Annotated in this window: 22 protein-coding genes; 12 read left to right on the top strand and 10 right to left on the bottom strand. The window is 71.2% G+C overall.

Going from position 1 to position 22,115, the window contains the following annotated elements:
* Positions 1 to 137 precede the first annotated feature (137 nt).
* Positions 138 to 818, top strand: a complete 681-nt coding sequence (locus tag K4G64_RS29160) for a lysoplasmalogenase (RefSeq protein ID WP_221758956.1) — start codon at positions 138 to 140, stop codon at positions 816 to 818.
* Between the two features lie 54 nt (positions 819 to 872).
* Here K4G64_RS29160 and K4G64_RS29155 read toward each other — a convergent pair whose 3' ends face one another.
* The 3 genes from K4G64_RS29155 to K4G64_RS29145 all read right to left on the bottom strand — a co-directional run bounded on the left by K4G64_RS29155 (position 873) and on the right by K4G64_RS29145 (position 5,236).
* Positions 873 to 1,871: a CopD family protein gene (locus K4G64_RS29155; RefSeq protein WP_308122520.1), complete on the bottom strand. Its 999-nt coding sequence runs from the start codon at positions 1,869 to 1,871 to the stop codon at positions 873 to 875.
* A 246-nt stretch (positions 1,872 to 2,117) separates the two neighbouring features.
* Positions 2,118 to 3,644: a S8 family serine peptidase gene (locus K4G64_RS29150; protein WP_221758954.1), complete on the bottom strand. Its 1,527-nt coding sequence runs from the start codon at positions 3,642 to 3,644 to the stop codon at positions 2,118 to 2,120.
* Between the two features lie 62 nt (positions 3,645 to 3,706).
* The gene (locus K4G64_RS29145; protein WP_221758953.1) at positions 3,707 to 5,236 is read right to left on the bottom strand and encodes a S8 family serine peptidase; all 1,530 of its coding nucleotides are present in this window, start codon (positions 5,234 to 5,236) and stop codon (positions 3,707 to 3,709) included.
* A 254-nt stretch (positions 5,237 to 5,490) separates the two neighbouring features.
* Here K4G64_RS29145 and K4G64_RS29140 point away from each other — a divergent pair, with 254 nt between their 5' ends.
* The 3 genes from K4G64_RS29140 to moaA all read left to right on the top strand — a co-directional run bounded on the left by K4G64_RS29140 (position 5,491) and on the right by moaA (position 8,648).
* On the top strand, positions 5,491 to 5,847 hold the full coding sequence (locus tag K4G64_RS29140; protein ID WP_221758952.1) for a DUF485 domain-containing protein: 357 nt from the start codon (positions 5,491 to 5,493) through the stop codon (positions 5,845 to 5,847).
* Positions 5,844 to 7,487 carry a cation acetate symporter gene (locus K4G64_RS29135; protein WP_221758951.1) on the top strand — a complete coding sequence of 548 codons (1,644 nt, stop codon included), beginning with the start codon at positions 5,844 to 5,846 and terminating at the stop codon, positions 7,485 to 7,487. Before K4G64_RS29140 ends, K4G64_RS29135 begins: the two co-directional genes overlap by 4 nt.
* A gap of 171 nt (positions 7,488 to 7,658) precedes the next feature.
* Entirely contained in the window at positions 7,659 to 8,648 is a 990-nt protein-coding gene (gene moaA / locus K4G64_RS29130) for a GTP 3',8-cyclase MoaA (protein ID WP_221758950.1), read from the top strand.
* A gap of 60 nt (positions 8,649 to 8,708) precedes the next feature.
* Here moaA and K4G64_RS29125 read toward each other — a convergent pair whose 3' ends face one another.
* Together K4G64_RS29125 and K4G64_RS29120 are read right to left on the bottom strand one after the other, a co-directional pair.
* Positions 8,709 to 8,924: a hypothetical protein gene (locus K4G64_RS29125; RefSeq protein ID WP_190897735.1), complete on the bottom strand. Its 216-nt coding sequence runs from the start codon at positions 8,922 to 8,924 to the stop codon at positions 8,709 to 8,711.
* A 236-nt stretch (positions 8,925 to 9,160) separates the two neighbouring features.
* Positions 9,161 to 9,556, bottom strand: coding sequence for a DUF3099 domain-containing protein (locus tag K4G64_RS29120; protein WP_221758949.1), 396 nt, complete (start codon positions 9,554 to 9,556; stop codon positions 9,161 to 9,163).
* Positions 9,557 to 9,800: 244 nt separating this feature from the next.
* Between K4G64_RS29120 and K4G64_RS29115 the strand changes: the two genes are divergently transcribed.
* Complete coding sequence (locus K4G64_RS29115) at positions 9,801 to 10,076, top strand: GlsB/YeaQ/YmgE family stress response membrane protein (protein WP_221758948.1); 276 nt, start codon at positions 9,801 to 9,803, stop codon at positions 10,074 to 10,076.
* A gap of 59 nt (positions 10,077 to 10,135) precedes the next feature.
* On the opposite strand, the gene tyrS is transcribed toward K4G64_RS29115, so the two are convergent.
* From tyrS to K4G64_RS29100, 3 genes are read right to left on the bottom strand one after another with little or no spacing between them, the layout of a single operon-like run.
* Positions 10,136 to 11,404: a tyrosine--tRNA ligase gene (tyrS, locus tag K4G64_RS29110; RefSeq protein ID WP_221758947.1), complete on the bottom strand. Its 1,269-nt coding sequence runs from the start codon at positions 11,402 to 11,404 to the stop codon at positions 10,136 to 10,138.
* 43 nt (positions 11,405 to 11,447) lie between these two features.
* Positions 11,448 to 12,842, bottom strand: coding sequence for a metallopeptidase TldD-related protein (locus K4G64_RS29105; RefSeq protein ID WP_221758946.1), 1,395 nt, complete (start codon positions 12,840 to 12,842; stop codon positions 11,448 to 11,450).
* Positions 12,839 to 14,362: a TldD/PmbA family protein gene (locus tag K4G64_RS29100; RefSeq protein ID WP_221758945.1), complete on the bottom strand. Its 1,524-nt coding sequence runs from the start codon at positions 14,360 to 14,362 to the stop codon at positions 12,839 to 12,841. Before K4G64_RS29100 ends, K4G64_RS29105 begins: the two co-directional genes overlap by 4 nt.
* Positions 14,363 to 14,632: 270 nt before the next feature.
* On the opposite strand from K4G64_RS29100, the gene fabG reads away from it, so the two are divergent.
* The 3 genes from fabG (at position 14,633) to K4G64_RS29085 (ending at position 16,637) form a co-directional block, all read left to right on the top strand.
* A complete protein-coding gene (gene fabG / locus K4G64_RS29095; RefSeq protein ID WP_031104169.1) occupies positions 14,633 to 15,352 on the top strand; it encodes a 3-oxoacyl-[acyl-carrier-protein] reductase in 720 nt (239 codons plus the stop codon).
* 5 nt (positions 15,353 to 15,357) lie between these two features.
* Positions 15,358 to 16,125: an enoyl-ACP reductase FabI gene (gene fabI, locus K4G64_RS29090; protein WP_221758944.1), complete on the top strand. Its 768-nt coding sequence runs from the start codon at positions 15,358 to 15,360 to the stop codon at positions 16,123 to 16,125.
* Between the two features lie 161 nt (positions 16,126 to 16,286).
* Positions 16,287 to 16,637: a hypothetical protein gene (locus K4G64_RS29085; RefSeq protein WP_221758943.1), complete on the top strand. Its 351-nt coding sequence runs from the start codon at positions 16,287 to 16,289 to the stop codon at positions 16,635 to 16,637.
* 57 nt (positions 16,638 to 16,694) lie between these two features.
* Here the strand turns inward: K4G64_RS29085 and K4G64_RS29080 are convergent, their stop codons facing one another.
* On the bottom strand, positions 16,695 to 17,387 hold the full coding sequence (locus K4G64_RS29080) for a FadR/GntR family transcriptional regulator (protein WP_221758942.1): 693 nt from the start codon (positions 17,385 to 17,387) through the stop codon (positions 16,695 to 16,697).
* 70 nt (positions 17,388 to 17,457) lie between these two features.
* On the opposite strand from K4G64_RS29080, the gene K4G64_RS29075 reads away from it, so the two are divergent.
* From K4G64_RS29075 to K4G64_RS29065, 4 genes are all read left to right on the top strand, one after another.
* A complete protein-coding gene (locus K4G64_RS29075) occupies positions 17,458 to 18,867 on the top strand; it encodes a CynX/NimT family MFS transporter (RefSeq protein ID WP_221758941.1) in 1,410 nt (469 codons plus the stop codon).
* A 69-nt stretch (positions 18,868 to 18,936) separates the two neighbouring features.
* On the top strand, positions 18,937 to 19,053 hold the full coding sequence (locus tag K4G64_RS40585; RefSeq protein ID WP_097215821.1) for an SGM_5486 family transporter-associated protein: 117 nt from the start codon (positions 18,937 to 18,939) through the stop codon (positions 19,051 to 19,053).
* Between the two features lie 165 nt (positions 19,054 to 19,218).
* Positions 19,219 to 19,425, top strand: coding sequence for a hypothetical protein (locus K4G64_RS29070; protein WP_221758940.1), 207 nt, complete (start codon positions 19,219 to 19,221; stop codon positions 19,423 to 19,425).
* A 65-nt stretch (positions 19,426 to 19,490) separates the two neighbouring features.
* Positions 19,491 to 20,009 carry a histidine phosphatase family protein gene (locus K4G64_RS29065; RefSeq protein ID WP_221758939.1) on the top strand — a complete coding sequence of 173 codons (519 nt, stop codon included), beginning with the start codon at positions 19,491 to 19,493 and terminating at the stop codon, positions 20,007 to 20,009.
* A gap of 114 nt (positions 20,010 to 20,123) precedes the next feature.
* On the opposite strand, the gene serB is transcribed toward K4G64_RS29065, so the two are convergent.
* Positions 20,124 to 21,350 (bottom strand): phosphoserine phosphatase SerB, encoded by a 1,227-nt coding sequence (gene serB, locus K4G64_RS29060; protein WP_221758938.1) that lies wholly within the window; start codon positions 21,348 to 21,350, stop codon positions 20,124 to 20,126.
* Positions 21,351 to 22,115 lie beyond the last annotated feature (765 nt).

The following is a 22,115-nucleotide window of genomic DNA, read 5'->3' as shown; positions in this document are numbered from 1 at the left end:
GCCGTAGCGGTTTCGTCACCGGCCGGGGTACCGGCTCCGTCGCCTGCCGCCGAGCCCGGACCCGTCGCCGAGCCCGGACCCGTCGCCGGGACCGTCCCGGTCGCCAACAGCGCCCCGGTCGCCAAGAGCGCGTCGGCGTGAATCCGCAGCGCCTCCTCCTGGCCGCCTTCGCCCTCGCCGCCGCCGTCGACCTCGCCTGCCTCGTGGCCGGGTTCGACGCCGGGCACACCGTCGCCAAGCCCCTGCTGATGCCGCTCCTGGCGCTGTGGGCCGCCCTGCGCAAGGCGCCCCGGCCGCTCCTGGCCGCCCTGCTGTTCGGCTGGGGCGGGGACGTCCTGCTGCTGTCGGACGCCGAGCCGGCCTTCCTCGCGGGCATGGCCTCCTTCGCGGCGGGACACATCAGCTACCTCGTGCTGTTCGCGCGGTACGGCAGCCGTGACGCGGTCCCACGCGCGCGTGCCGGCGTGCTGGCCCTCGGCTACGCCACCGCCCTCGTCGCGACCGTCGCGCTGCTGTGGCCGGACCTGCCTGCCGGCCTGCGCGTGCCCGTCGTCTGCTACAGCGTCCTGCTCACCGCCATGGCGTATCGGTCCGCCATCCGGCTCGGTCTCTTCGCCGGGTGCGGCGGGGCGTTGTTCCTGCTCTCCGACACCCTCATCGCGACAGGCGTCGCCGAGTGGCCGCAGCCGCCCGCGCCGGACTTCTGGGTCATGCTCACCTACATCGCCGCGCAGGCCCTGCTGGCAGGCGGCACCGTCGGGGCGCTCGACGCGCGCAGGGCACCGGCCGCGACGTACGGAGAGATGCGCGCCGTCTGAAACACGCCGTCTGAAACACGCCGTCTGTGACACGCCGTGCGAGGCTCACCGGCGTCACCAGCGGATGGGCACCGGAAGAACCGTCAGCAGGCCGGACGCCGCGACCGCCAGACCCAGCGCGGCCACCTCGGCCCGGGCCGGCGCGCAGGCGGTCAGCGGGTCGGCCGCCCGGTGCAGCCGCCGCCGGGCCCACACGGCGAGAGCGGCGACGGCCACCACGAGGAGCACCTTGGCGAGCAGGGCGCGCCCGTATGCCGTCCCCGTCAGCTGCTCCAGGACCGTCTCCGGCGGCATCCGGCGCAGTGAACTGCACACGCCCGTCGTGGTGATGGCGACGAGCAGCACCACCGCCACGCGCGCGTAGAGACCCAGCAGGGCCGCACCGGCCGCCCTGCCGTCACGCCCGGACCAGAGCCGCAGGACGCGCAACGCGTGGAGGAGACCCCCTGCCCACAGGGACGCACAGGTCAGATGGACGAGCGTCAGCGCGGAGCCGGTCAGCGGGCTGTGCTCGGTCGTGGGGTGGGCGCGCAGGGCCTCGGCGACGACCACGGCGGCCAGCGGCCACATCTGTGTGACCGGCCGGCGCGACACGGCGCACAGCCCCGCCACGAGGAACGCGTTGACCTCCAGCAGGGCCAGCTTGCCGTCCCGGGAGGCGTAGAGTCCGCCGACGTCGATGTCCGCCACCTCGCCCGGCACGAGATTGCCGGTGGCCACGAGCACGGCGAGCCCGAGGGCGGCGACGAAACCGCCGGCGGCCGCGAAGGGAGACCAACTGCGGGGCAGAGCCGGGGGCCCGGCCTGCGAACCGGGCAGCGAACGCGCCAGCCGGTTCACGAACAGTTCGCCGACGGGTATGCACAGCGCCGCGAACAGCACCGTGCGCAGCAGGGCCATGCCGGCCGCGCCGGGCACTTCGGCCTCCCCGGTGCCGTGCAGCGCGGCGGACGGGCCGAGCAGCGGGATCGACGCGGCCAGTGCCACCAGCACCAGGACGGCGACGGCGCGGCCCGCACCGGTGGGCCGCAGCGGGCCGCGCGAATCGGTCACCCCGGGTATCGGTTTCGGCGAAGTCACCCCAGGATCTTCACCAACCTCCACACGGCCGGGCAAGTCGGCCGCACTCGATCACCCCGGGACGCGGCCGCCCACCACAGCCGCACCTGCTTGTTCTCGTCCGGAGGAACACGGCAAACGCCCACAGCACACACACGACGGAAACCAGGAATCCTGCCGCAGGCATGAAACGGGCCGGACGGATACCCCCGCCCGGCCCGGATCGCCTTCACACGAGCTCTACTTGGTCACCGCGTCCAGCGCGTCCGCGATGCCCCAGCCGTAGAAGCCGTTGCGGTTCTTCGTGCCCTCGCACACCGCGTCGATCTTGCCGTCGCCGTTGATGTCGTACGGGTCCGTGCACGGCGTGGCGTCGGCCTCCGCGTACAGCAGGGCCTTCACCAGCGCCGGAGAGGCGTACGGGTGCGCCGACTTGATGAGCGCGGCGACGCCCGCGACGTGCGGGGACGCCATCGACGTACCGGCCATGTAGCCCCACTTGCCGCCCGGCAGCGTGCCCAGGATGAGGCCGCTCGTGGCCGGTGCGTCCGGCTTCTGGTAGGCGGTCGAGTCGCCGCCCGGGGCGGCGATGTCGATGACGCCCAGCCCGTGGTTGGAGAAGGACGACTTGATGCCCTTCGCGCCCGTCGAGGCGACCGTGACGACACCCGGCAGCTGGGTCGGGATGTCGAGGCACTCCGAGGGGTCGACGACCCGGTCGCCCGGCGTCGTGTCGTTCGGGGACGACGGATCGGTGATCTCGTCGGCGGCGAGGTCGTAGTTCTCGTTGCCCGCCGCGGCGACGTTGACCGCGCCCTTCTTCTCCGCGTACCGCGAGGCCCGGCCGACGGCCTCCACGAGCGCCTTCTGGTCCGGGTCGTTCTTGCAGTTGAAGTACCAGGGGTCCGTGTAATAGCTGTTGTTCGTCACGTCGACCCCGTGCTCGGCCGCCCACACGAAGCCGCAGACCACGGCCTCGGTGTAGAAGAAGCCGGCCGTGGTGGACACCTTGATGCCGGAGACCTTCACCCCGGGCGCCACACCGGTCATGCCGACGCCGTTCTTGGCGGCGGCGATCTCACCGGCGACATGGGTGCCGTGCGGGCTCTCCTCGGCGCTCGGCCGCCAGGCCCCGTCGGCCGTGTCCGGCTTGCCCGACACGCAGTTGACCGACGCCTTGCGGTCGAAGTTGGGCGCGATGTCGGGGTGGGTGTCGTCGACACCGGTGTCGATCACGGCGACCGTGACCTTCTTGCTGCCCAGCGTCTTCTCGTGCGCCTTGTCCGCCTTGATGGCCGGCAGGTCCCACTGCTGGGGCTGCAGCGGGTCCTGCCCGGCGGGGGCGTCGGCCGCGGCGACCTCGGCCGCGCTCAGCACCTTCGGCGCGCCCAGGTCACCCGTCGACGCCGAGGGCAGCGGCGCGGTGCGGGTGGCACCCGCCGACTGCACGCCGCGCACCGTGCGGATGGTCTTGGCGAAATCGGCGTTCGAGGAGTGGACGACGATGACGCCGATCTGGTCGTACGACGTCACGATCGTGCCGCCGGCCTTGGCGACGGCCTTCTTCACGTACGCCGAAGTGCCGTGCCCCGGCTTGACGTTGACGACGTAGCTGAGCGGGGTCGCGTCGGCCTGTGCCGCCGCGGGAGCGGGGGCGTCCTCGGCGGCCGTGGCCGCGGTGTTCGGCAGGAACGCGAGGGCCGTGGCCATGGCCATCCCGGCCGGGATCGCGGCGGCGCGACGGTAGCGCGCGTACGGCGCAGTCATGGTGTCTCCAGTTCGTTCACGGTACGAGCTGATCTTGCGGAAGGTCTCGGTGGCGAGTCGGGTCACTTGACCGCGCGCAGCGCGTTGACGATGCCGTGCCCGTAGAAGCCGTTGAGGCGCTTGCCGCCCTTGCAGACCGCGTCCTGGGTGCCGTCGCCGTCCTGGTCGTAGGAGGTGGGGCAGGCGGTCGCGTCGGCCTGCGCCTTCAGCAGCGCCTGGAGCTGGGCCGGAGACGCCCACGGGTGCTTGGACTTCAGCAGCGCGGCGACACCGGAGGCGTGCGGCGAGGCCATCGAGGTGCCCTGCAGGAAGCCCCAGGTGCCGCCCGGCAGGGTGGACAGGATGCGGCCGTCCTTCGAGGGCGTGTCCGGGATCTGGTAACGGCGGTCACCACCCGGCGCCGCGACGTCGACGACGCCCTTGCCGTACGTCGAGAAGTACGACTTGGCGTTGTCGACACCCGTCGAGCTCACCGTGACGACACCCGGCAGCTGGGTCGGCACGTCGAAGCACTCGTGCGGGTCGATGGTGCGCTCCACCGGGGTGGAGTCGTCCGGGCTGGAGTCGTCGACGATCGCGTCCGAGTCCAGGTCGTGGTTGGAGTTGCCCGCGGAGGCGACGTTCAGCGTGCCCTTCTTCTGGGCGTACAGCTGCGCCCGGTTGACCGCGTCGACGATGGCCCGCTGGTCCGGGTCGTCCATGCAGTTGTACAGCCACGGGTCGACGTAGTAGCTGTTGTTCGTGATCTCGACGCCGTGGTCGGCGGCGAACACGAACGCGCATACGACGCTCTCCGGGTAGAAGAGGCCGTTCGCCCGGTCGGTCACGTTGATGCTGGACACCTTCACACCGGGAGCGACACCCGCGACGCCCACGCCGTTGCGGGCGGCGGCTATCTCACCCGCGACGTGCGTGCCGTGGTAGTCCCCGGCGGTGTACGGACGCCAGGCGCCCTCGCTGGTGTCGGGCTTGCCGCCGGCACAGTTGGCGGACTGCGACGCGGAGAAGTTCGGGGCGATGTCGGGGTGGGTGTCGTCCACGCCGGTGTCGATCACGGCGACGGTCACCTTGCGGCTGCCCGGGTTGATCTGCGCGGCCTTGTCGGCGCCGATCGCGCGCAGGTCCCACTGGTCCGCCTCGAGGGGCTCGCTCTCGGGCGTCTTCGCCGAGGCGGCCTCGGTGCGCTCGGCCTGGGCGTCCGTCAGGTACTCGACCGCGCCCTCCTCCTTCGTCCCCGCGGCCGTCAGCGGCGTCGTCCGGGTGGCCCCCGCCGACTGCACGCCGCGCGCCGTGCGGATGGTCCGGGCGAAGTCGGGGTTCGAGGAGTGGACGACGATGACGCCGATCCGCTCGTACGTGGTCACGACCGAGCCGTCGGCCTTCGCGATCGCCTTCTTCACTGAGGCGATCGTGTGGCCGTCCACCTTGGTGTTGACGACGTACGCCAGGTTCGGCGCGTCCGCCGTCCGAGTGGCCGACTCCGCCTGCGGGGCGGCCGACGCGGCGGCCGGCAGGAAGCCCAGCGAGGCCGTCAGGGACAGCACGACGGGCACGGCGAGAGCGAGCCGGCGTCTGGAACGCAAGTGAGACATGGGGTCTCCACATCCTCCGGAAACGAAACCGGCCCGAGGCACAGGTGGTGCTCGGGCAGGTACATGACGTGGTGGTGCAGGGCGAAGCTATCCCGGCCTCTCGCTGGCCAGCAACGCTTTGTCGAAACGACTTCGGAAAGAACGCCGGGCGTTTGAACCGGTTCTCGCGTGCCGCCGTGACGTTGAACAAGGAGCGCGAGGACACTCGCCTCCGCCCCCGTTCACAACCGCTTCCGTCCCTGCGAGGAGACTCCGTGGCCACCGACGCACCGCCCCCGTCGAAAGAGCAACACAAGCTCCCCTCACCCGAGGAGTTCGCCGAGGTGCAGGAGAGCGCGGAGTTCGGTGAACTGCGCCGCTCCTACCGCTCCTTCGCCTTCCCGCTGACCGTCGGCTTCATCGCCTGGTACCTGCTGTACGTCCTGCTCTCGAACTACGCGGGCGGCTTCATGGGCACGAAGCTCTTCGGCAACGTCAACGTCGCCTTCGTCCTCGGCGTCGCCCAGTTCGTCACCACGTTCCTCATCGCCTGGTGGTACTCGCGGCACGCCGCCGCGAAGCTCGACCCCAAGGCCGAGGCCATCAAGACCCGGATGGAGAGCGGCGCATGAGCCCCGTACAGCAGACCCTCCTCGCCCAGCAGAACTTCATCGCGGCGAACGAGGCCAGCGAGCACCGCCCGCTGATCATCACCCTGTTCGCGCTGTTCGTCGTCGCGACCCTCGGCATCACCATCTGGGCGGGCCGCCAGACCAAGGACGCCGCCGACTTCTACGCCGGCGGCCGCCAGTTCAGCGCCTTCCAGAACGGCCTCGCCGTCTCCGGCGACTACATGTCCGCCGCGTCGTTCCTCGGCATCGCGGGCGCCATCGCCCTCTTCGGGTACGACGGCTTCCTCTACTCCATCGGCTTCCTGGTCGCCTGGCTGGTCGCCCTGCTCCTGGTGGCCGAGCCGCTGAGGAACTCCGGCCGCTACACCATGGGCGACGTCCTCGCGTACCGCATGCGCCAGCGCCCGGTCCGCACGGCCGCCGGCACCTCCACCATCGTGGTGTCGATCTTCTACCTGCTGGCCCAGATGGCCGGAGCGGGCGTCCTCGTCTCGCTGCTGCTCGGCATCACCTCCGACGCCGGCAAGATCCTCATCGTCGCCCTCGTGGGCGTCCTGATGATCGTCTACGTCTCCATCGGCGGTATGAAGGGCACCACCTGGGTCCAGATGATCAAGGCCGTGCTGCTCATCGGCGGCACCATCCTGATCACCTTCCTGGTGCTGCTGAAGTTCAACTTCAACATCTCCGACCTGCTCGGCACGGCCGCCGAGAACAGCGGCAAGGGCGCCGCCTTCCTGGAGCCCGGCCTGCAGTACGGCGCGACCGGCACCTCCAAGCTGGACTTCATCTCCCTCGGCATCGCCCTGGTCCTCGGCACCGCCGGCCTGCCGCACATCCTGATCCGCTTCTACACGGTGCCCGACGCCAAGGCCGCCCGTAAGTCCGTGAACTGGGCCATCGGCATCATCGGCGGTTTCTACCTGATGACCATCGCCCTCGGCTTCGGCGCCGCCGCACTGATCTCCCAGGACGAGATCATCGCGTCCAACCCGTCCGGAAACACGGCCGCACCCCTGCTCGCCCTGCATCTGGGCGGTGTCGACTCGACCTGGGGCGCCATCCTGCTCGCCACGATCTCGGCGGTGGCCTTCGCGACCATCCTCGCGGTCGTCGCCGGCCTCACCCTCGCCTCGTCGTCGTCCTTCGCGCACGACATCTACGCCAACGTCATCCGCAAGGGGAAGGCCTCCGGCGCCGAGGAGGTCCGCGCGGCCCGCTGGGCGACCGTCTTCATCGGCGTCGTCTCCATCGGCCTGGGCGCCCTGGCCCGCGACCTGAACGTGGCCGGCCTGGTCGCCCTCGCCTTCGCGGTCGCCGCCTCCGCCAACCTCCCGACGATCCTCTACAGCCTGTTCTGGAAGCGCTTCACCACCCAGGGCGCGCTGTGGTCGATCTACGGCGGCCTGATCGTCGCCGTCGGCCTGGTGCTGTTCTCGCCCGTCGTCTCCGGCGACCCCAAGGCGATGTTCCCCGAGGTCGACTTCGCCTGGTTCCCGCTGAAGAACCCGGGCATCATCTCCATCCCCTTCGGCTTCCTCATGGGCTGGCTCGGCACGGTCCTGTCCAAGGAGGAGCCCGACGCCAAGAAGTACGCGGAGCTGGAGGTCCGGTCCCTGACCGGCACCGGAGCCCACTGAGCACGATCCCTCCCGCGCGGCCGTGTCGTAGGAACCTCCAGGTCCCTGCGGCCCGGCCGCGTTCCACGTCGTGGGATCGGGTCTGTGGTGTTGTCGGTGGGGTCACGTAGGCTCGCAGATGTCGGAGAAGCAGTGCCGCACGCATGATCCGCGACGAGGGAGGGGGCCCACGTGCTCATCGACACCTACGGCCGGGTGGCCACCGACCTGAGGGTCTCACTGACCGACCGGTGCAACCTGCGCTGTACGTACTGCATGCCCGAGGAGGGCCTGCAGTGGCTGGCCAAGCCGGACCTGCTCGACGACGACGAGATCGTCCGCCTGATCGACATCGCGGTCACGTCCCTCGGCATCGAGGAGGTCCGCTTCACCGGCGGCGAGCCGCTGCTGCGCCCGGGCCTGGTCGGCATCGTCGAGCGCGTCGCGGCGCTGGATCCCCGCCCCCAGATGTCGCTGACGACCAACGGCATCGGCCTCAAGCGCACCGCGGCGGCCCTGAAGGAAGCGGGCCTGGACCGGGTCAACGTCTCCCTGGACACCCTCCGCCCGGACGTCTTCAAGACCCTCACCCGCCGCGACCGCCACAAGGACGTCCTCGAGGGCCTGCACGCCGCCCGCGACGCGGGCCTGACCCCGGTCAAGGTCAACTCGGTCCTGATGCCGGGGCTCAACGACGACGAGGCCCCCGACCTCCTCGCCTGGGCCGTGGAGCACGACTACGAGCTGCGCTTCATCGAGCAGATGCCCCTGGACGCCCAGCACGGCTGGAAGCGCGACGGCATGATCACGGCCGGGGACATCCTGACCTCCCTGCGCACCCGCTTCGAGCTGACCGCCGAGGGCGAGGAGAAGCGCGGCTCGGCACCGGCGGAGCGCTGGCTCGTCGACGGCGGCCCGCATGTCGTCGGTGTCATCGCCTCCGTCACCCGCCCGTTCTGCGCCGCCTGCGACCGCACCCGCCTCACGGCCGACGGCCAGGTCCGCACCTGTCTGTTCGCCCAGGAGGAGACGGACCTGCGCGCCGCGCTGCGCTCGGGCGCCCCGGACGAGGAGATCGCCCGCATCTGGCGTCTGGCGATGTGGGGCAAGAAGGCGGGAGCGGGCCTGGACGACCCGACGTTCGTACAGCCGACCAGGCCCATGTCGGCGATCGGTGGGTAGAGACACTCAGGGGCGCGGGGAACTGCGCGACAAGCCACGACGCACCCGCACCCGGAAGCGTCACACGTCCCGCGCTTCCCATTCCTTGAGAAGGACCACGTCCTTCAAGAACCCGCGCACCCCGAGGAACTGCGACAGGTGCTCGCGGTGCTCCTCGCACGCCAGCCACGTCTTGCGCCGCTCCGGTGTATGGATCTTCGGGTTGTTCCACGCCAGCACCCACACGGCGTCGGCGCGGCAGCCCTTCGCGGAACAGATGGGCGTCTCGTCACTCACGGCTTCGTCTCACCACTGCACATCATCACGACACAAAAGGCGACGCCGAGCAGCCACGGGGGGAGCTGCCCGGCGTCGGTCCGTCGCTCCGACGGGGGATGCGGAGCGCGTACGAAGTATGTCACGGGTAACCCCGAGCCCGGCACTGGAACAACACGATTGATCTGAGCTTTTCTTGAGCTTGGCGGGAAGATGACTTCCCTTCGCGAGCCCTCGTGATCTCTCCCCGAGCGCCCCTACCGCTCGTGCGATTCGCCCCCCGCACCCGGCACCGGCCCGGACACGGCGTCTTCCGCGACGGATTCCGCCCGCCCGTCACCGGAACCCGGCGGCTCGATCATCGGACGCGTCTGCGACACCACGTACGTCGACGGCAGAGACGGCGCGTTCTCGCGCCCCGCGTTCGCGATCACCACCGCGATGTACGGCAGCACCAGCCCGAGCACCAACGCCACGATGGCGACGTGCCGTTCGACGTTCCACAACGTGGCCGCGAGGATCACGGAGATCGTGCGGACCGTCATCGAGATCACGTACCGGCGCTGCCGCCCGCGTACGTCCTCCTGGAGTCCCGTCCGGGCGCCGGTGATCCGGAAAACCTGGACGTTGCCGCCGCCATGCTGCTTCCGCATCGCATTCCACCATCCGCCCGTATCGGACTGTCCCCGCCCCGTGGCCGCCCCGGGCCGGCCGGGGAACCTGACCAGGGCAGCTTCCACGTTACGCCGCGTCTGCGCCCGCTACGAGACCGGGTGGCGCACCGCCGGTACGAACGGTCTGCGCCGTCCCGCGGACGGCCCGCGTCGGCATGCGGCGTACGGTTCCTGGGCCGACACTGGCCGTAGTGCTCACGTCGAGCCGCACGAGGAGGCAGCGATGGGCTGGTTGTGGGCGATCATCGTAGGACTGGTACTCGGCCTGATCGCCAAGGCGATCATTCCGGGCAAGCAACACCTTCCCCTGTGGCTGACCGTGATCCTGGGCATGATCGGCGGCATCGCCGGCAACGCCATCGCCCGGGCGGCCGGTGTCGACGCCACATCGGGGATCGACTGGTGGCGGCACGTCTTCCAGCTGGTGATGGCGATCATCCTGGTCGGTCTGGGCGACCGGGCCTGGACTGCGGCCAGGGCAGGCAGACGCAGTGCGTAACGGGGTGCACGGCGAAGGGGGCGGCCTCCACACCGGAGACCGCCCCCTTCCTCGTGCTCTCAGCCGCCCGTGACCTCGACCGCGGCCAGGTTCTTCTTGCCCCGGCGCAGCACCAGCCAGCGGCCGTGCAGCAGGTCCTCCTTGGCGGGGACGGCGTCCTCGCCGGCCACCTTCACGTTGTTCACGTAGGCGCCGCCCTCCTTGACCGTGCGGCGCGCGGCCGACTTGCTGGCCACCAGGCCGACCTCGGCGAACAGGTCCACGACCGGGCCGAGCTCGGCGACCTGGATGTGCGGCACCTCCGACAGGGCCGCGGCCAGCGTCTTCTCGTCGAGCTCCGCCAGCTCGCCCTGCCCGAACAGGGCCTTGGACGCGGCGATCACGGCGGCCGTCTGACCGGCGCCGTGCACCAGCGTCGTCAGCTCCTCGGCCAGCGCGCGCTGCGCGGCCCGGGCCTGCGGACGCTCCTCGGTCTGCCGCTCCAGCTCCTCCAGCTCCGCACGGGAGCGGAAGGACAGGATGCGCATGTACTTGGAGATGTCCCGGTCGTCCACGTTCAGCCAGAACTGGTAGAACGCGTACGGCGTCGTCATCTCCGGGTCGAGCCAGACGGCGCCGCCCTCGGTCTTGCCGAACTTGGTGCCGTCCGCCTTGGTCATCAGCGGCGTCGCCAGCGCGTGCACGCTCGCGTCCGGCTCCAGGCGGTGGATCAGGTCCAGGCCCGCCGTGAGGTTGCCCCACTGGTCACTGCCGCCCTGCTGCAGCGTGCAGCCGTAGCGCCGGTACAGCTGGAGGAAGTCCATGCCCTGCAGCAGCTGGTAGCTGAACTCCGTGTAGCTGATGCCCTCGGAGGACTCCAGGCGCCGGGCCACGGAGTCCTTCGTCAGCATCTTGTTGACGCGGAAGTGCTTTCCGATGTCACGGAGGAACTCGATGGCGGAGAGGTTCTCCGTCCAGTCGAGGTTGTTGACCATGACGGCCGCGTTCTCGCCCTCGAAGTCCAGGAACGGCTCGATCTGGGCGCGCAGCTTGGCGACCCAGCCGGTGACCGTCTCCGGGTCGTTCAGCGTGCGCTCCGCGGTCGGGCGCGGGTCGCCGATCAGGCCCGTGGCACCGCCGACCAGCGCCAGCGGCCGGTGACCGGCCTGCTGGAGCCGGCGCACGGTGAGCACCTGCACCAGGTGCCCCACGTGCAGCGACGGCGCCGTCGGGTCGAAACCGCAATAGAACGTGACGGGACCGTCCGCGAGCGCCTTGCGCAAAGCGTCCTCGTCAGTGGACAGGGCGAACAGCCCGCGCCACTTCAGCTCGTCGACGATGTCCGTCACGGTTCTCGTATCTCCTTGAGTGGGCTCGTAATCAGGTACGAGGTTATACGCCCTGGCTGACAGAGCTCATATTGAAGTCCGGCACCCGTAGGGCCGGCATCGCGGCCCTGGTGAACCAGTCGCTCCATTCCCGCGGCAGCGTCTTCTCGGTCCGCCCCGCCTCCGTGGCCCGGCCCAGCACCCCGACCGGCGACTCGTTGAACCGGAAGTTGTTCACCTCGCCCGTCACCTCGCCGTTCTCGACGAGGTAGACGCCGTCCCGCGTCAGACCGGTCAGCAGCAGCGACGCCGGGTCGACCTCGCGGATGTACCACAGGCAGGTCAGCAGCAGCCCGCGCTCGGTGTTCGCGACCATCTCCTCCAGGGACCGGTCCTCACCGCCGTCCAGGATGATGTTGTCGATCCCCGGCGCCACGGGCAGGCCGGTCAGGCCCGCGCTGTGCCTGCTGGTCGTCAGATGCCGCAGCTCGCCCTCGCGCATCCACTCGGTGGCCGTCAGCGGCAGTCCGTTGTCGAACACCGACTGATCGCCCCCGGAGGAATGCGCGATCACGAACGGCGCCGACTCCAGACCCGGCTCGTTCGGGTCGCTGCGCAGGGTCAGTGGGAGGTCGGTCAGCTTCTCGCCGACCCGCGTGCCCCCGCCCGGCTTGGAGAACACCGTGCGGCCCTCGACCGCGTCCCGGCCCGACGCCGACCACATCTGGTAGATCAGCAGGTCCGCCACGGCCGTCGGCGGCAGCAGCGTCTCGTACCGCCCCGCGGGCAGCTGCATGCGCCGCTCGGCCCACCCGAGGCGCACGGCCAGCTCAGCGTCCAGGGCCGCGGGGTCGACGTCCTTGAAGTCCCGCGTGGAGCGCCCGGCCCACGCCGACCGTGTCCGGTCCGGTGACTTGGCGTTCAGCTCCAGCGTCCCGTTCGGCTGGTCGTGCCGCAGCCGCAGCCCCGTGGACGTGCCGACGTACGAGGACACCAGCTCGTGGTTGGCGAAGCCGTACAGCTCGCGGCCACCCGCACGCGCGCGTGCGAAGGCCTCGCCGAGCGCGGGAGCGAAGTCGGCGAACACGGCGGAGGAGGTCTCGACGGGCGCCTCCGTGAACTCCGGTGACGGTGCCACGCCGGTGACCAGCGGCTGCGCGTCCTCGGCGGGTCCGGCGCCGCGCGCGGCGGCCTCGGCGGCCCGCACCAGGGGCTCCAGCTCGTCGGGGGTCACGGCGGACCGTGACACGACCCCCGAGGCCGTGCCCTCCTTGCCGTCGACCGTGGCGATGACGGTGAGGGTGCGCCCGCGCGTGACACCGTTCGTGGTCAGCGCGTTGCCCGCCCAGCGCAGGTTCGCGGTGGACTGCTCGTCGGCGATGACGACACAGCCGTCCGCCCGGGACAGTTCGAGGGCGCGCTCGACGACCTCGTGCGGCTTGCTGGAACGCGCGCTCATCGACCGGCCTCCTGGGTCGTGTTCAGAATGTTGACGCCCTTGAACAGGGCCGACGGGCAGCCGTGCGAGACGGCCGCGACCTGGCCCGGCTGGGCCTTGCCGCAGTTGAAGGCGCCGCCGAGCACATAGGTCTGCGGCCCGCCCACCGCGGACATCGAGCCCCAGAAGTCGGTGGTCGTCGCCTGGTAGGCCACATCGCGCAGCTGCCCTGCGAGCCGCCCGTTCTCGATGCGGTAGAAGCGCTGGCCGGTGAACTGGAAGTTGTAGCGCTGCATGTCGATCGACCAGGACCGGTCGCCGACGACGTAGATGCCGCGCTCCACACCCCCGATCAGGTCCTCGGTCGACATCCCGGCCGGGTCCGGCCGCAGCGACACATTCGCCATGCGCTGCACCGGCACGTGCCCGGGGGAGTCGGCGTAGGCGCAGCCGTTGGACCGCTCGAAGCCGGTGAGCTTCGCGATCCGCCGGTCCAGCTGGTAGCCGACGAGTGTGCCGTCCTTGACCAGGTCCCAGGACTGGCCCTGGACGCCCTCGTCGTCGTAGCCGATGGTGGCCAGGCCGTGCTCGGCGGTGCGGTCGCCGGTGACGTTCATCAGCTCCGAGCCGTAGCGCAGCTTGCCGAGCTGGTCGAAGGTGGCGAAGGAGGTGCCGGCGTAGGCGGCCTCGTAGCCCAGCGCCCGGTCGAGCTCGGTGGCGTGGCCGATGGACTCGTGAATGGTCAGCCACAGGTTGGACGGGTCGACGACCAGGTCGTACAGGCCCGGCTCCACGCTCGGCGCGCGCATCTTCTCGGCGAGCAGCTCCGGGATGCGCTCCAGCTCGCCCGCCCAGTCCCAGCCGGTGCCCGTCAGGTACTCCCAGCCGCGCCCCACCGGCGGCGCGAGGGTGCGCATGGAGTCGAACTCACCGCTCGACTCGTCCACCGACACGGCGTTGAACACCGGGTGCAGCCGCACCCGCTGCTGCGTGGTCACCGTCCCCGCGGTGTCGGCGTAGAACTTGTTCTCGTGGACCGTGAGCAGGGAGGAGTCGACGTGGTCGACGCCGTCGGCCGCCAGCAGCCGGGCGCTCCACTCCGCGATCAGTCCGGCCTTCTCCTCGTCTGGCACGGAGAAGGGGTCGGTCTCGTACGACGAGATCCACGTCTTCTCGGCGTGCACCGGCTCGTCGGCCAGCTCGACCCGCTCGTCCGACCCGGCCGCCTTGATCACCTGGGCGGACAGCTTGGCCATCGCCACCGCCTGCCCGGCGACCCGGGCGGCGGCGTCCATGGTGAGGTCGACGCCGGACGCGAAGCCCCACGTACCGCCGTGCACCACCCGCACCGCGTACCCGAGGTCGGTGGTGTCCGACGACCCGGCGGGCTTGGCGTCCCGGAACCGCCAGGAGGCGCCCCGCACCCGCTCGAACCGGAAGTCCGCGTGCTCGGCGCCCAGCGCACGCGCGCGTGCGAGGGCCGCGTCGGCGAGGGCGCGTAGGGGGAGGGCCGTGAAGGCCTCGTCGATGGTATGAGGCACCGCCGTCTCTTTCTGTCGAGGTGACCGTGGTTGCCGTACGTCGTGACTGCTCCGATCATGTCGTCCATCCAGCGCGCGGGCCACGACTTTCCGGAGCGGGGCCGACGGGTTTCTGTAGGGACCCGACAGTGAGTCCCGTACGCCACTGTCGGTGCCCGATTGTCCGCGGGCGTGCCCGGACCGATAGGTTTTCGAGGAAGCCGCCTGTCATCACCGCCTGTCGTCCAGGCGGCCGGGCGGGTATCTGACCGCTATCGAAAGGGTGATCCGTTGAGCCGCTCGGTTCTCGTCACCGGAGGCAACCGGGGCATCGGCCTCGCCATCGCCCGCGCTTTCGCCGATGCCGGCGACAAGGTCGCCATCACGTACCGCTCGGGTGAGCCGCCGGCCGCCCTGACGGAATTGGGCTGCCTGGCCGTCAAGTGCGACATCACCGACGCCGAGCAGGTGGAGCAGGCCTACAAGGAGATCGAGGAGGCCCACGGCCCCGTCGAGGTCCTCGTCGCCAACGCCGGCATCACCAAGGACCAGCTCCTCATGCGCATGTCCGAGGAGGACTTCACCTCGGTCATCGACACCAACCTCACCGGCACCTTCCGCGTCGTCAAGCGCGCCAACCGCGGCATGCTGCGCGCCAAGAAGGGCCGCGTGGTGCTCATCTCGTCGGTCGTCGGTCTGTACGGCGGCCCCGGCCAGTCGAACTACGCCGCCTCCAAGGCCGCTCTGGTCGGCTTCGCGCGCTCCCTCGCCCGTGAGCTGGGCTCGCGCAACCTCACCTTCAACGTCGTCGCGCCCGGCTTCGTCGACACCGACATGACCAAGGCGCTCACCGACGAGCAGCGCGAGAACATCGTGAAGCAGGTCCCGCTCGGCCGGTACGCCCAGCCGGAGGAGATCGCCGCGACGGTGCGGTTCCTCGCCTCGGACGACGCCTCGTACATCACTGGAGCCGTCATCCCCGTTGACGGCGGACTGGGAATGGGTCACTGATCACCATGAGCGGAATTCTCGAAGGCAAGCGCATCCTGATCACTGGTGTGCTGACGGAGGCCTCCATCGCCTTCCACACCGCCAAGCTGGCCCAGGAGCAGGGCGCCGAGGTCATCCTCACGGCGTTCCCGCGGCCCACGCTGACCGAGCGCATCGCCAAGAAGCTGCCGAAGCCCACCAAGGTCATCGAGCTCGACGTCACCAACGACGAGCACCTCGGGCGCCTGGCCGACATCGTCGGCGAGGAGCTCGGCGGCCTGGACGGCGTCGTCCACTCCATCGGCTTCGCCCCGCAGGACGCCCTGGGCGGCAACTTCCTCAACACGCCGTTCGAGTCGGTCGCCACGGCCATGCACGTCTCGGCGTACTCCCTGAAGTCGCTCACCATGGCCTGCCTGCCGCTGATGCAGAACGGCGGCTCCGTCGTCGGTCTGACGTTCGACGCGCAGTTCGCCTGGCCGCAGTACGACTGGATGGGCCCGGCCAAGGCCGCACTGGAGGCCACCAGCCGCTACATGGCCCGCGACCTGGGCAAGCAGAACATCCGCTGCAACCTGGTCTCGGCCGGTCCGCTCGGCTCCATGGCCGCCAAGTCCATCCCGGGCTTCAGCGAGCTGGCCTCGGTGTGGGACGACCGCTCCCCGCTGGAGTGGGACCTGAAGGACCCCGAGCCGGCCGGGCGTGGTGTCGTCGCCCTGCTGAGCGACTGGTTCCCGAAGACCACGGGCGAGATCGTCCACGTGGACGGCGGTCTGCACGCCATCGGAGCCTGACCTCCGGTACGTCGTCGACGCCCCGTTTCCCGCCGCGCGCGGGGAACGGGGCGTCACCCGTTCGGCTCAGCCGACCGGGCGGGGGAGGCCCACAACTGGGCACTCTGGAGTACGCGTTCACCGCCCGAATCCCTCCCCAGCACGGCCGAGGAGGTCCCCTTGTGCGCTTGTCCCGCCGAACGGCCTCAGTGTCCCTCGCCGTCGCGCTCGTGCTGACCCTGGCGTACGAGGCGGTGCCCCACGCGCGCGTGCCCGCCGACGAGCGGGAGTCCGCCGATCCCTTCGGTGCCGCGTGCCGGATCCGCGTGACCGGCTCCAAGGTGACCGCGTACTGCCACAACCCCTACCCGGAGCCCGACCGCGTGAGCCTGCACGTCGAGTGCGCCCGCTGGTGGGACATCGACACCGACAGCTCACCGATCGAGGCCGGACCCGCGCAGACCGTGCGGCTGACGGGGCGGTGCTGGAAAGAGGTCGGCGACGTGTGGATCAGTCACCGGCGGGAGAGCTGAGCCGAGCCCGGCGGGTGATGCCAGTCGCCCGTGGGGAGGTGAGCACGGCGGGCGGTGTCAGTCGCCGGTGGGGGAGGTGACGCCGCCCAGCCGGCACAGGAACGGGTAGCGGGCCGCCTCCGCCGCCGCCGTGTCCGCCTCGCCCGCGCGGATCGCCTCCAGCAGCCGCCCGTGGTCCATGTGCGTCTCCGGCGTCAGCTTCTCGCCGACGTCCTCGCGCAGCCAGTCCCGCAGTACCTCGCCCAGGTCCGCGTACATGGCCGTCATGACGTCGTTGTGGGACGCGGAGACCACGGCCAGGTGGAACGTCGCGTCCGCGGTCACGAACGCCTCCTTGTCGCCCGACTCCCAGGCCTTCTCGCGCCGCAGCAGCAGCGCGTCGAGCTGCTTGAGGTCCTTCTCCGTGCGCCGCTGGGCGGCCAGCCGGGCGGCGGCCGACTCCAGCGTGGAGCGCAGCTCGGCGATGTGCCGGGGGTCGGCCTCGGCGAACCGCCGCTGCATCACGCCCGCCAGCTCGCTCGTCGCCACGACGTACGTGCCGGAACCCTGGCGGATGTCCAGCAGGCCGTTGTGCGACAGGGCACGGACGGCCTCACGGACCGTGTTGCGGGCGACGCCCAGCTGCTCGACCAGTTCCGGCTCGGTCGGGATCCGGGAGCCGACCGGCCACTCGCCCGAGGTGATCTGGGCCCGCAGCGCGGCGATGACCTGCTCGGACAGGGCCGAGCGGCGGGGATGGCTCAGGGGCATGGCACACCTTCGCACGACCGGGGCGCCCTGCGGCAGCCGGGGAGTGGACAGTCAATCATCCCATGATTCTATGATGGGGCTCATGCCTAGTGAGGAAACCCGGACGATGACGCCCCCGACCGTACGCAGTTCGGCCGCGCACGACGCCGGGAAAGCCGGGGGCGCGTCCACGCGCGCGTGGACGATGCGACTGCTCGTCCTCGGCATCGTGCTGTCCGCGCTGAACCTCCGCCCCGCCATCACCAGCCTCGGCGCCCTCCTGGAGGAGGTCCGCGACGGGCTGGGCATGAGCGGCAGCGTGGCCGGGCTGCTCACCTCGGTGCCGCCGCTGTGCTTCGCCGTCTTCGGCGTCATGGCCCCACGGCTCGCCCGCCGGTTCGGCGCCGGCGCCGTGGTGTGCGCCGGCATGGTCGCCATCGCCACCGGCCTGCTGATACGCCCGTACGCGGGCGGCACGGCCGGCTTCCTGGCGGGCAGCGCCCTGGCCCTCATGGGCATCGCGGTCAGCAACGTCCTGATGCCGGTCATCGTCAAGCACTGGTTCCCCGACCGCGTGGGGTCCATGACCGGCCTGTACTCCATGGCCCTGGCCCTCGGCACGTCCCTCGCGGCCGCCGTGACGGTCCCCCTGACCGACACCCTCGGCGGCAGCTGGCAGACCGGCCTGGCCCTGTGGGCGGGGCTCGCCGTGGCGGCCGTGCTGCCGTGGCTGCCCTTCGTCCGGGGACGGGTCACGCCTCCCGGGGCGGGAGAGAAGGCCGCGGAGGCCGCGACCGGCGGTGCTGCGTCCGTCGGCGCCGCGTCCGTCGGGGACCCGTCCGCTCGGGACCGGGACGAGGCGGCGCCGGCACGGACCTCCGCCCCCGCGGAGCACGCGCCCGTGGAGGCGCCCCGGCTGCGCATGGCCCGCAGCCGCACCGCCTGGGCCCTGGCCGTCTTCTTCGGCCTCCAGGCCACCGCCGCCTACATCACGATGGGCTGGATGGCGCAGATCTTCCGGGACGCCGGCGTCCCCGCCGGCACCGCGGGCCTGCTGCTGGCGGTCACCATGGTGATGGGCGTGCCCCTGGCCTTCGTCATACCCCGCCTGGCCACCCGGCTGCCCCACCAGGGCCCGATCGTGCTCGCCCTGGGCCTCTGCGGCCTCGTCGGCTACGCCGGGCTGTACCTCGCACCCGCCACCGGCGCCTGGGCCTGGGCCGTGCTGCTCGGCGTCGCCAACTGCGCCTTCCCGCTCGCCCTGACCATGGTCGGCATGCGGGCCAGGACCGGCCCCGGGGTGGCCCAGCTGTCGGCGTTCGCGCAGAGCACCGGCTATCTCATCTCCATCCCCGGACCGCTCCTGGTGGGCGTCCTCTACCAGCACAGCGGCGGCTGGGGCCTGCCGATCGCGCTGATGAGCGCCCTGATGATCCCGCAGATGGTCGTCGGCTTCCTGGCCGGGCGGGACCGCACCGTGGAGGACGAGGCCGCCCGCTGAGCCCTTGCCCCGGGGAGCGGTGGTCACCCCGGGGCGCCCCGCCGGCACGGCGGGTGGGAGACTGGCCCCATGCCAGTGCTCGACCCGAACCCCCAGCACGGTCAGAAGAAGATGCTGCTCGTCTTCGGCGCCTTCTTCGCGATCTTCATCGTCATCGCCGTCATCGCGACCATCGCCTCACCATGACCCGCGCCCGCGCGGCCCATGGTGGGGTTAGCCCCCCTGTCCCCTAGGGGGTGAGGGTCAGGGTCAAGTGGGTGGATCACCGGATGGGTCGGCGGCCGAGGATTCCGTAGCTTCAAGTGTGTGACCGCGCGACGGTCACCGACCACTCGAAGAGCGGAGGCACCCATGTCGGCCCCTACGCACACGCGGCCCCACCCGGCGACCCGGGCCGGCGCCGCCGGCCGTCTGCCCTGGTGGGCCCTCGCCCTGCCCGTGCTGGCCTTCACCGCACTGCTCGCCCTGAACCTGAACCCGTCCGACGCCCACGCCGCCACCGGCGACCCCGCGATCACCCGGCTCTTCGAGCACGCGCAGCAGCTGATGACCCGCTGATCACGGACGAACACCGTGGTCAACTCCCTGCGCCCCGTGGCGTGTTTCATGCGAAGCTGGATCTCATGAGCGTCGCTGAACCCCGCAGGATTGCCCTCTTCCGCCATGCGAAAGCCGACTGGCCACAGGTCACGGATCACGAGCGTCCGCTCGCCGACCGGGGCCGGACGGAAGCGGCGGAGGCCGGGCGCAGGCTTGCCGACACCGGTATCGCCTTCGACCTGGCCCTGTGCTCCACCGCGGTCCGGACCCGGGAGACCTGGAAGCTCGCCGTCCAGGAGTTCCCCCAGCGGCCGAAAACGGTCTATGAGGAGCGGATTTACGAGGCCTCGCCGGGCGAGCTGATCGCCCTGCTCAACGAGACCCCCGACGACGTGCGGAACGTCCTCATGATCGGGCACAACCCGGGCATTCAGGGCCTCGCCGAGGTGCTGGCGGGCTCGGGCGAGGACGAGGCCCGCGAGCGGATGACGCGCCGCGGCTTCCCGGCCGCAGCCTTCGCCGTGCTGTCGTTCGGCGGTACGTGGAAGAGCCTGGAGCCGGGTTCCGCCGAGCTGCGCGACTACTGGGCCCCGGCCGAGTGACGATCTCCGCGTGAGTGGGGCCCGGCGCCGGTGCGGCGCCGGGCCCTTCCTGACCAGACCAGGTACTTCCTGACCGTGCCCGGTGCGACCGCGCCCTTCCCGACCGATCCCGGCTCAGTCGATGTCGAGGGTGTCCGCCGCCTCGACCTCTTCGCGCGTGACGCCCAGCAGGTACAGGACCGTGTCGAGGAAGGGGAAGTTCACCGCGGCGTGCGCGGCCTCGCGCACCACCGGTTTGGCATTGAAGGCGACACCGAGACCGGCCGCGTTCAGCATGTCCAGATCGTTGGCACCGTCACCGATCGCCACGGTCTGCGACAGCGGCACACCCGCCTCCGCGGCGAACCGGCGCAGCAGCCGGGCCTTGCCCGCACGGTCGACGATCTCGCCGGTGACCTTGCCGGTCAGCCTGCCGTCGACGATCTCCAGGGTGTTGGCGTGGGCGAAGTCCAGCCCCAGCCGCTCCTTGAGATCGTCCGTGACCTGGGTGAACCCGCCCGAGACGACACCGACTTGGTAGCCGAGCCGCTTCAGCGTACGGATCAGGGTGCGGGCGCCCGGCGTCAGCCGCACCTCGCTGCGCACCTTGTCCACGACCGATGCGTCCAGCCCCTCCAACAGCGCCACACGGGCGTGCAGGGACTGCTCGAAGTCCAGCTCCCCGCGCATCGCGGCCGCCGTCACCTCGGCGACCTTGTCCTCGCAGCCGGCGTGTGCGGCGAACAGCTCGATGACCTCGTCCTGGATCAGCGTCGAGTCGACGTCCATGACCACCAGGCGCTGCGCACGCCGGTACAGGCCGGCGGCGACGACCGCTACATCGATGCCGAGCCGCGCCGCGTCCGTCACCAGGGCGGTGCGCAGCGGCTCGGTCTCCACGCCGGAGACGGCGAACTCGACGGCGGTCACGGGGTACTTGGCCAGCCGGAAGATACGGTCGATGTTGCCGCCGGTCTTCGTGATCCGGGCGGCGATCGCGGCCGTCGCCTCGGCGGTGAGCGGGTGCCCGAGCACGGTGACCAGGGAGCGGCCGAGCCCGCGCGGGCGGTTGTCGCCGTGGCCGGAGATGATCTCCGCCTGCATCTTCATCGACTCGGCCCAGCTGTGGACCGTCGCCCGCAGATCTCCCTCCAGCCCGGGAGGCGGCTCGGTCACGAGCGCGCACAGCACCATCCGGCCACGGGTGACGACCTGCTCGATGTCGACGACGTCGACGGAGTAGGCGGCGAGGGTGTCGAAGAGCCCGGCGGTGATGCCCGGCCTGTCCTTGCCGAAGATCTTCACAAGGAGGGTGGGGACGTCGGCAGGGACGTCGGAAGACGAGGTCTGCGAAGCGCTCATGGTGCTTCCACCGTATCCGGCGGGCGGGGCACACCGCCCCCGAGGTCCGTCTGGCGGACAGCGAACACTGCATGTCGCGCCGATGACACGAACCTTACGCACGGGTACGCCGTCACATGCCGCCGGTCCGTCTCGCGCCCTCGCTGATCATTTCCCTCCACGCGGCTTCCGTGGTGGCGGCGGGGGAGGAGGCGGTGGAGGCGGCGGCCCGTTCCCGTTCCTCGGCCCGGGCGCCTGCCGGGGACCACGCGGCGGCGGCCCGACCGGCCGTACGACGGTGGGAGCGCCGTAGACGTCGCCGGGAGCGGGGGGCTCGTCGTCCGCCGGTGTGTCGGTGTCGGGCCCGGGCCGGGGCCCGGAAGGCTGTTCGGGTGCGGCATCGGAGGGCCGCTCCGCCCAGGGAGGCCGTGCGTCCTCGGGCTCCCGCAACTCGTCCGGCACCCGGAGGTACGGGTTGGTACCCGGGTTGGGCGGCCGGTACGGCGTACCCGGCGCGTAGGGCCCGGCCTCCTCGCCCGGTGACGCCCAGCGGTCCCTTCCCTCGTCTCGGGACCGGGGGTTCCCGGCCCCCGCGTCACCCTCGGGGCCGGTGCCGGCTCCTGACCGGGCGGTGTCGTCCCCGGGCCGTGCCCCGGCGTGCCTGCTGTCCTGGCTGTGCCCCACCGGGTCCGTTCCGCCCCGGGCCGCGGCTTGCCCGGCACCGGCATCGCCCCCGGCCCGCCCCGCCCTGGCCTCCGGCCAGGCCCTCTGCCCGCTGCCTCCGCC

Origin of the sequence: Streptomyces sp. WAC04114 (genome assembly GCF_019733245.1) — a bacterium.
Taxonomy (GTDB): Bacteria; Actinomycetota; Actinomycetes; order Streptomycetales; family Streptomycetaceae; genus Streptomyces; species Streptomyces massasporeus_A.
The sequence above is the reverse complement of the archived record's forward strand: the minus strand, read 5'-3'. Positions and strand labels throughout refer to the sequence as shown.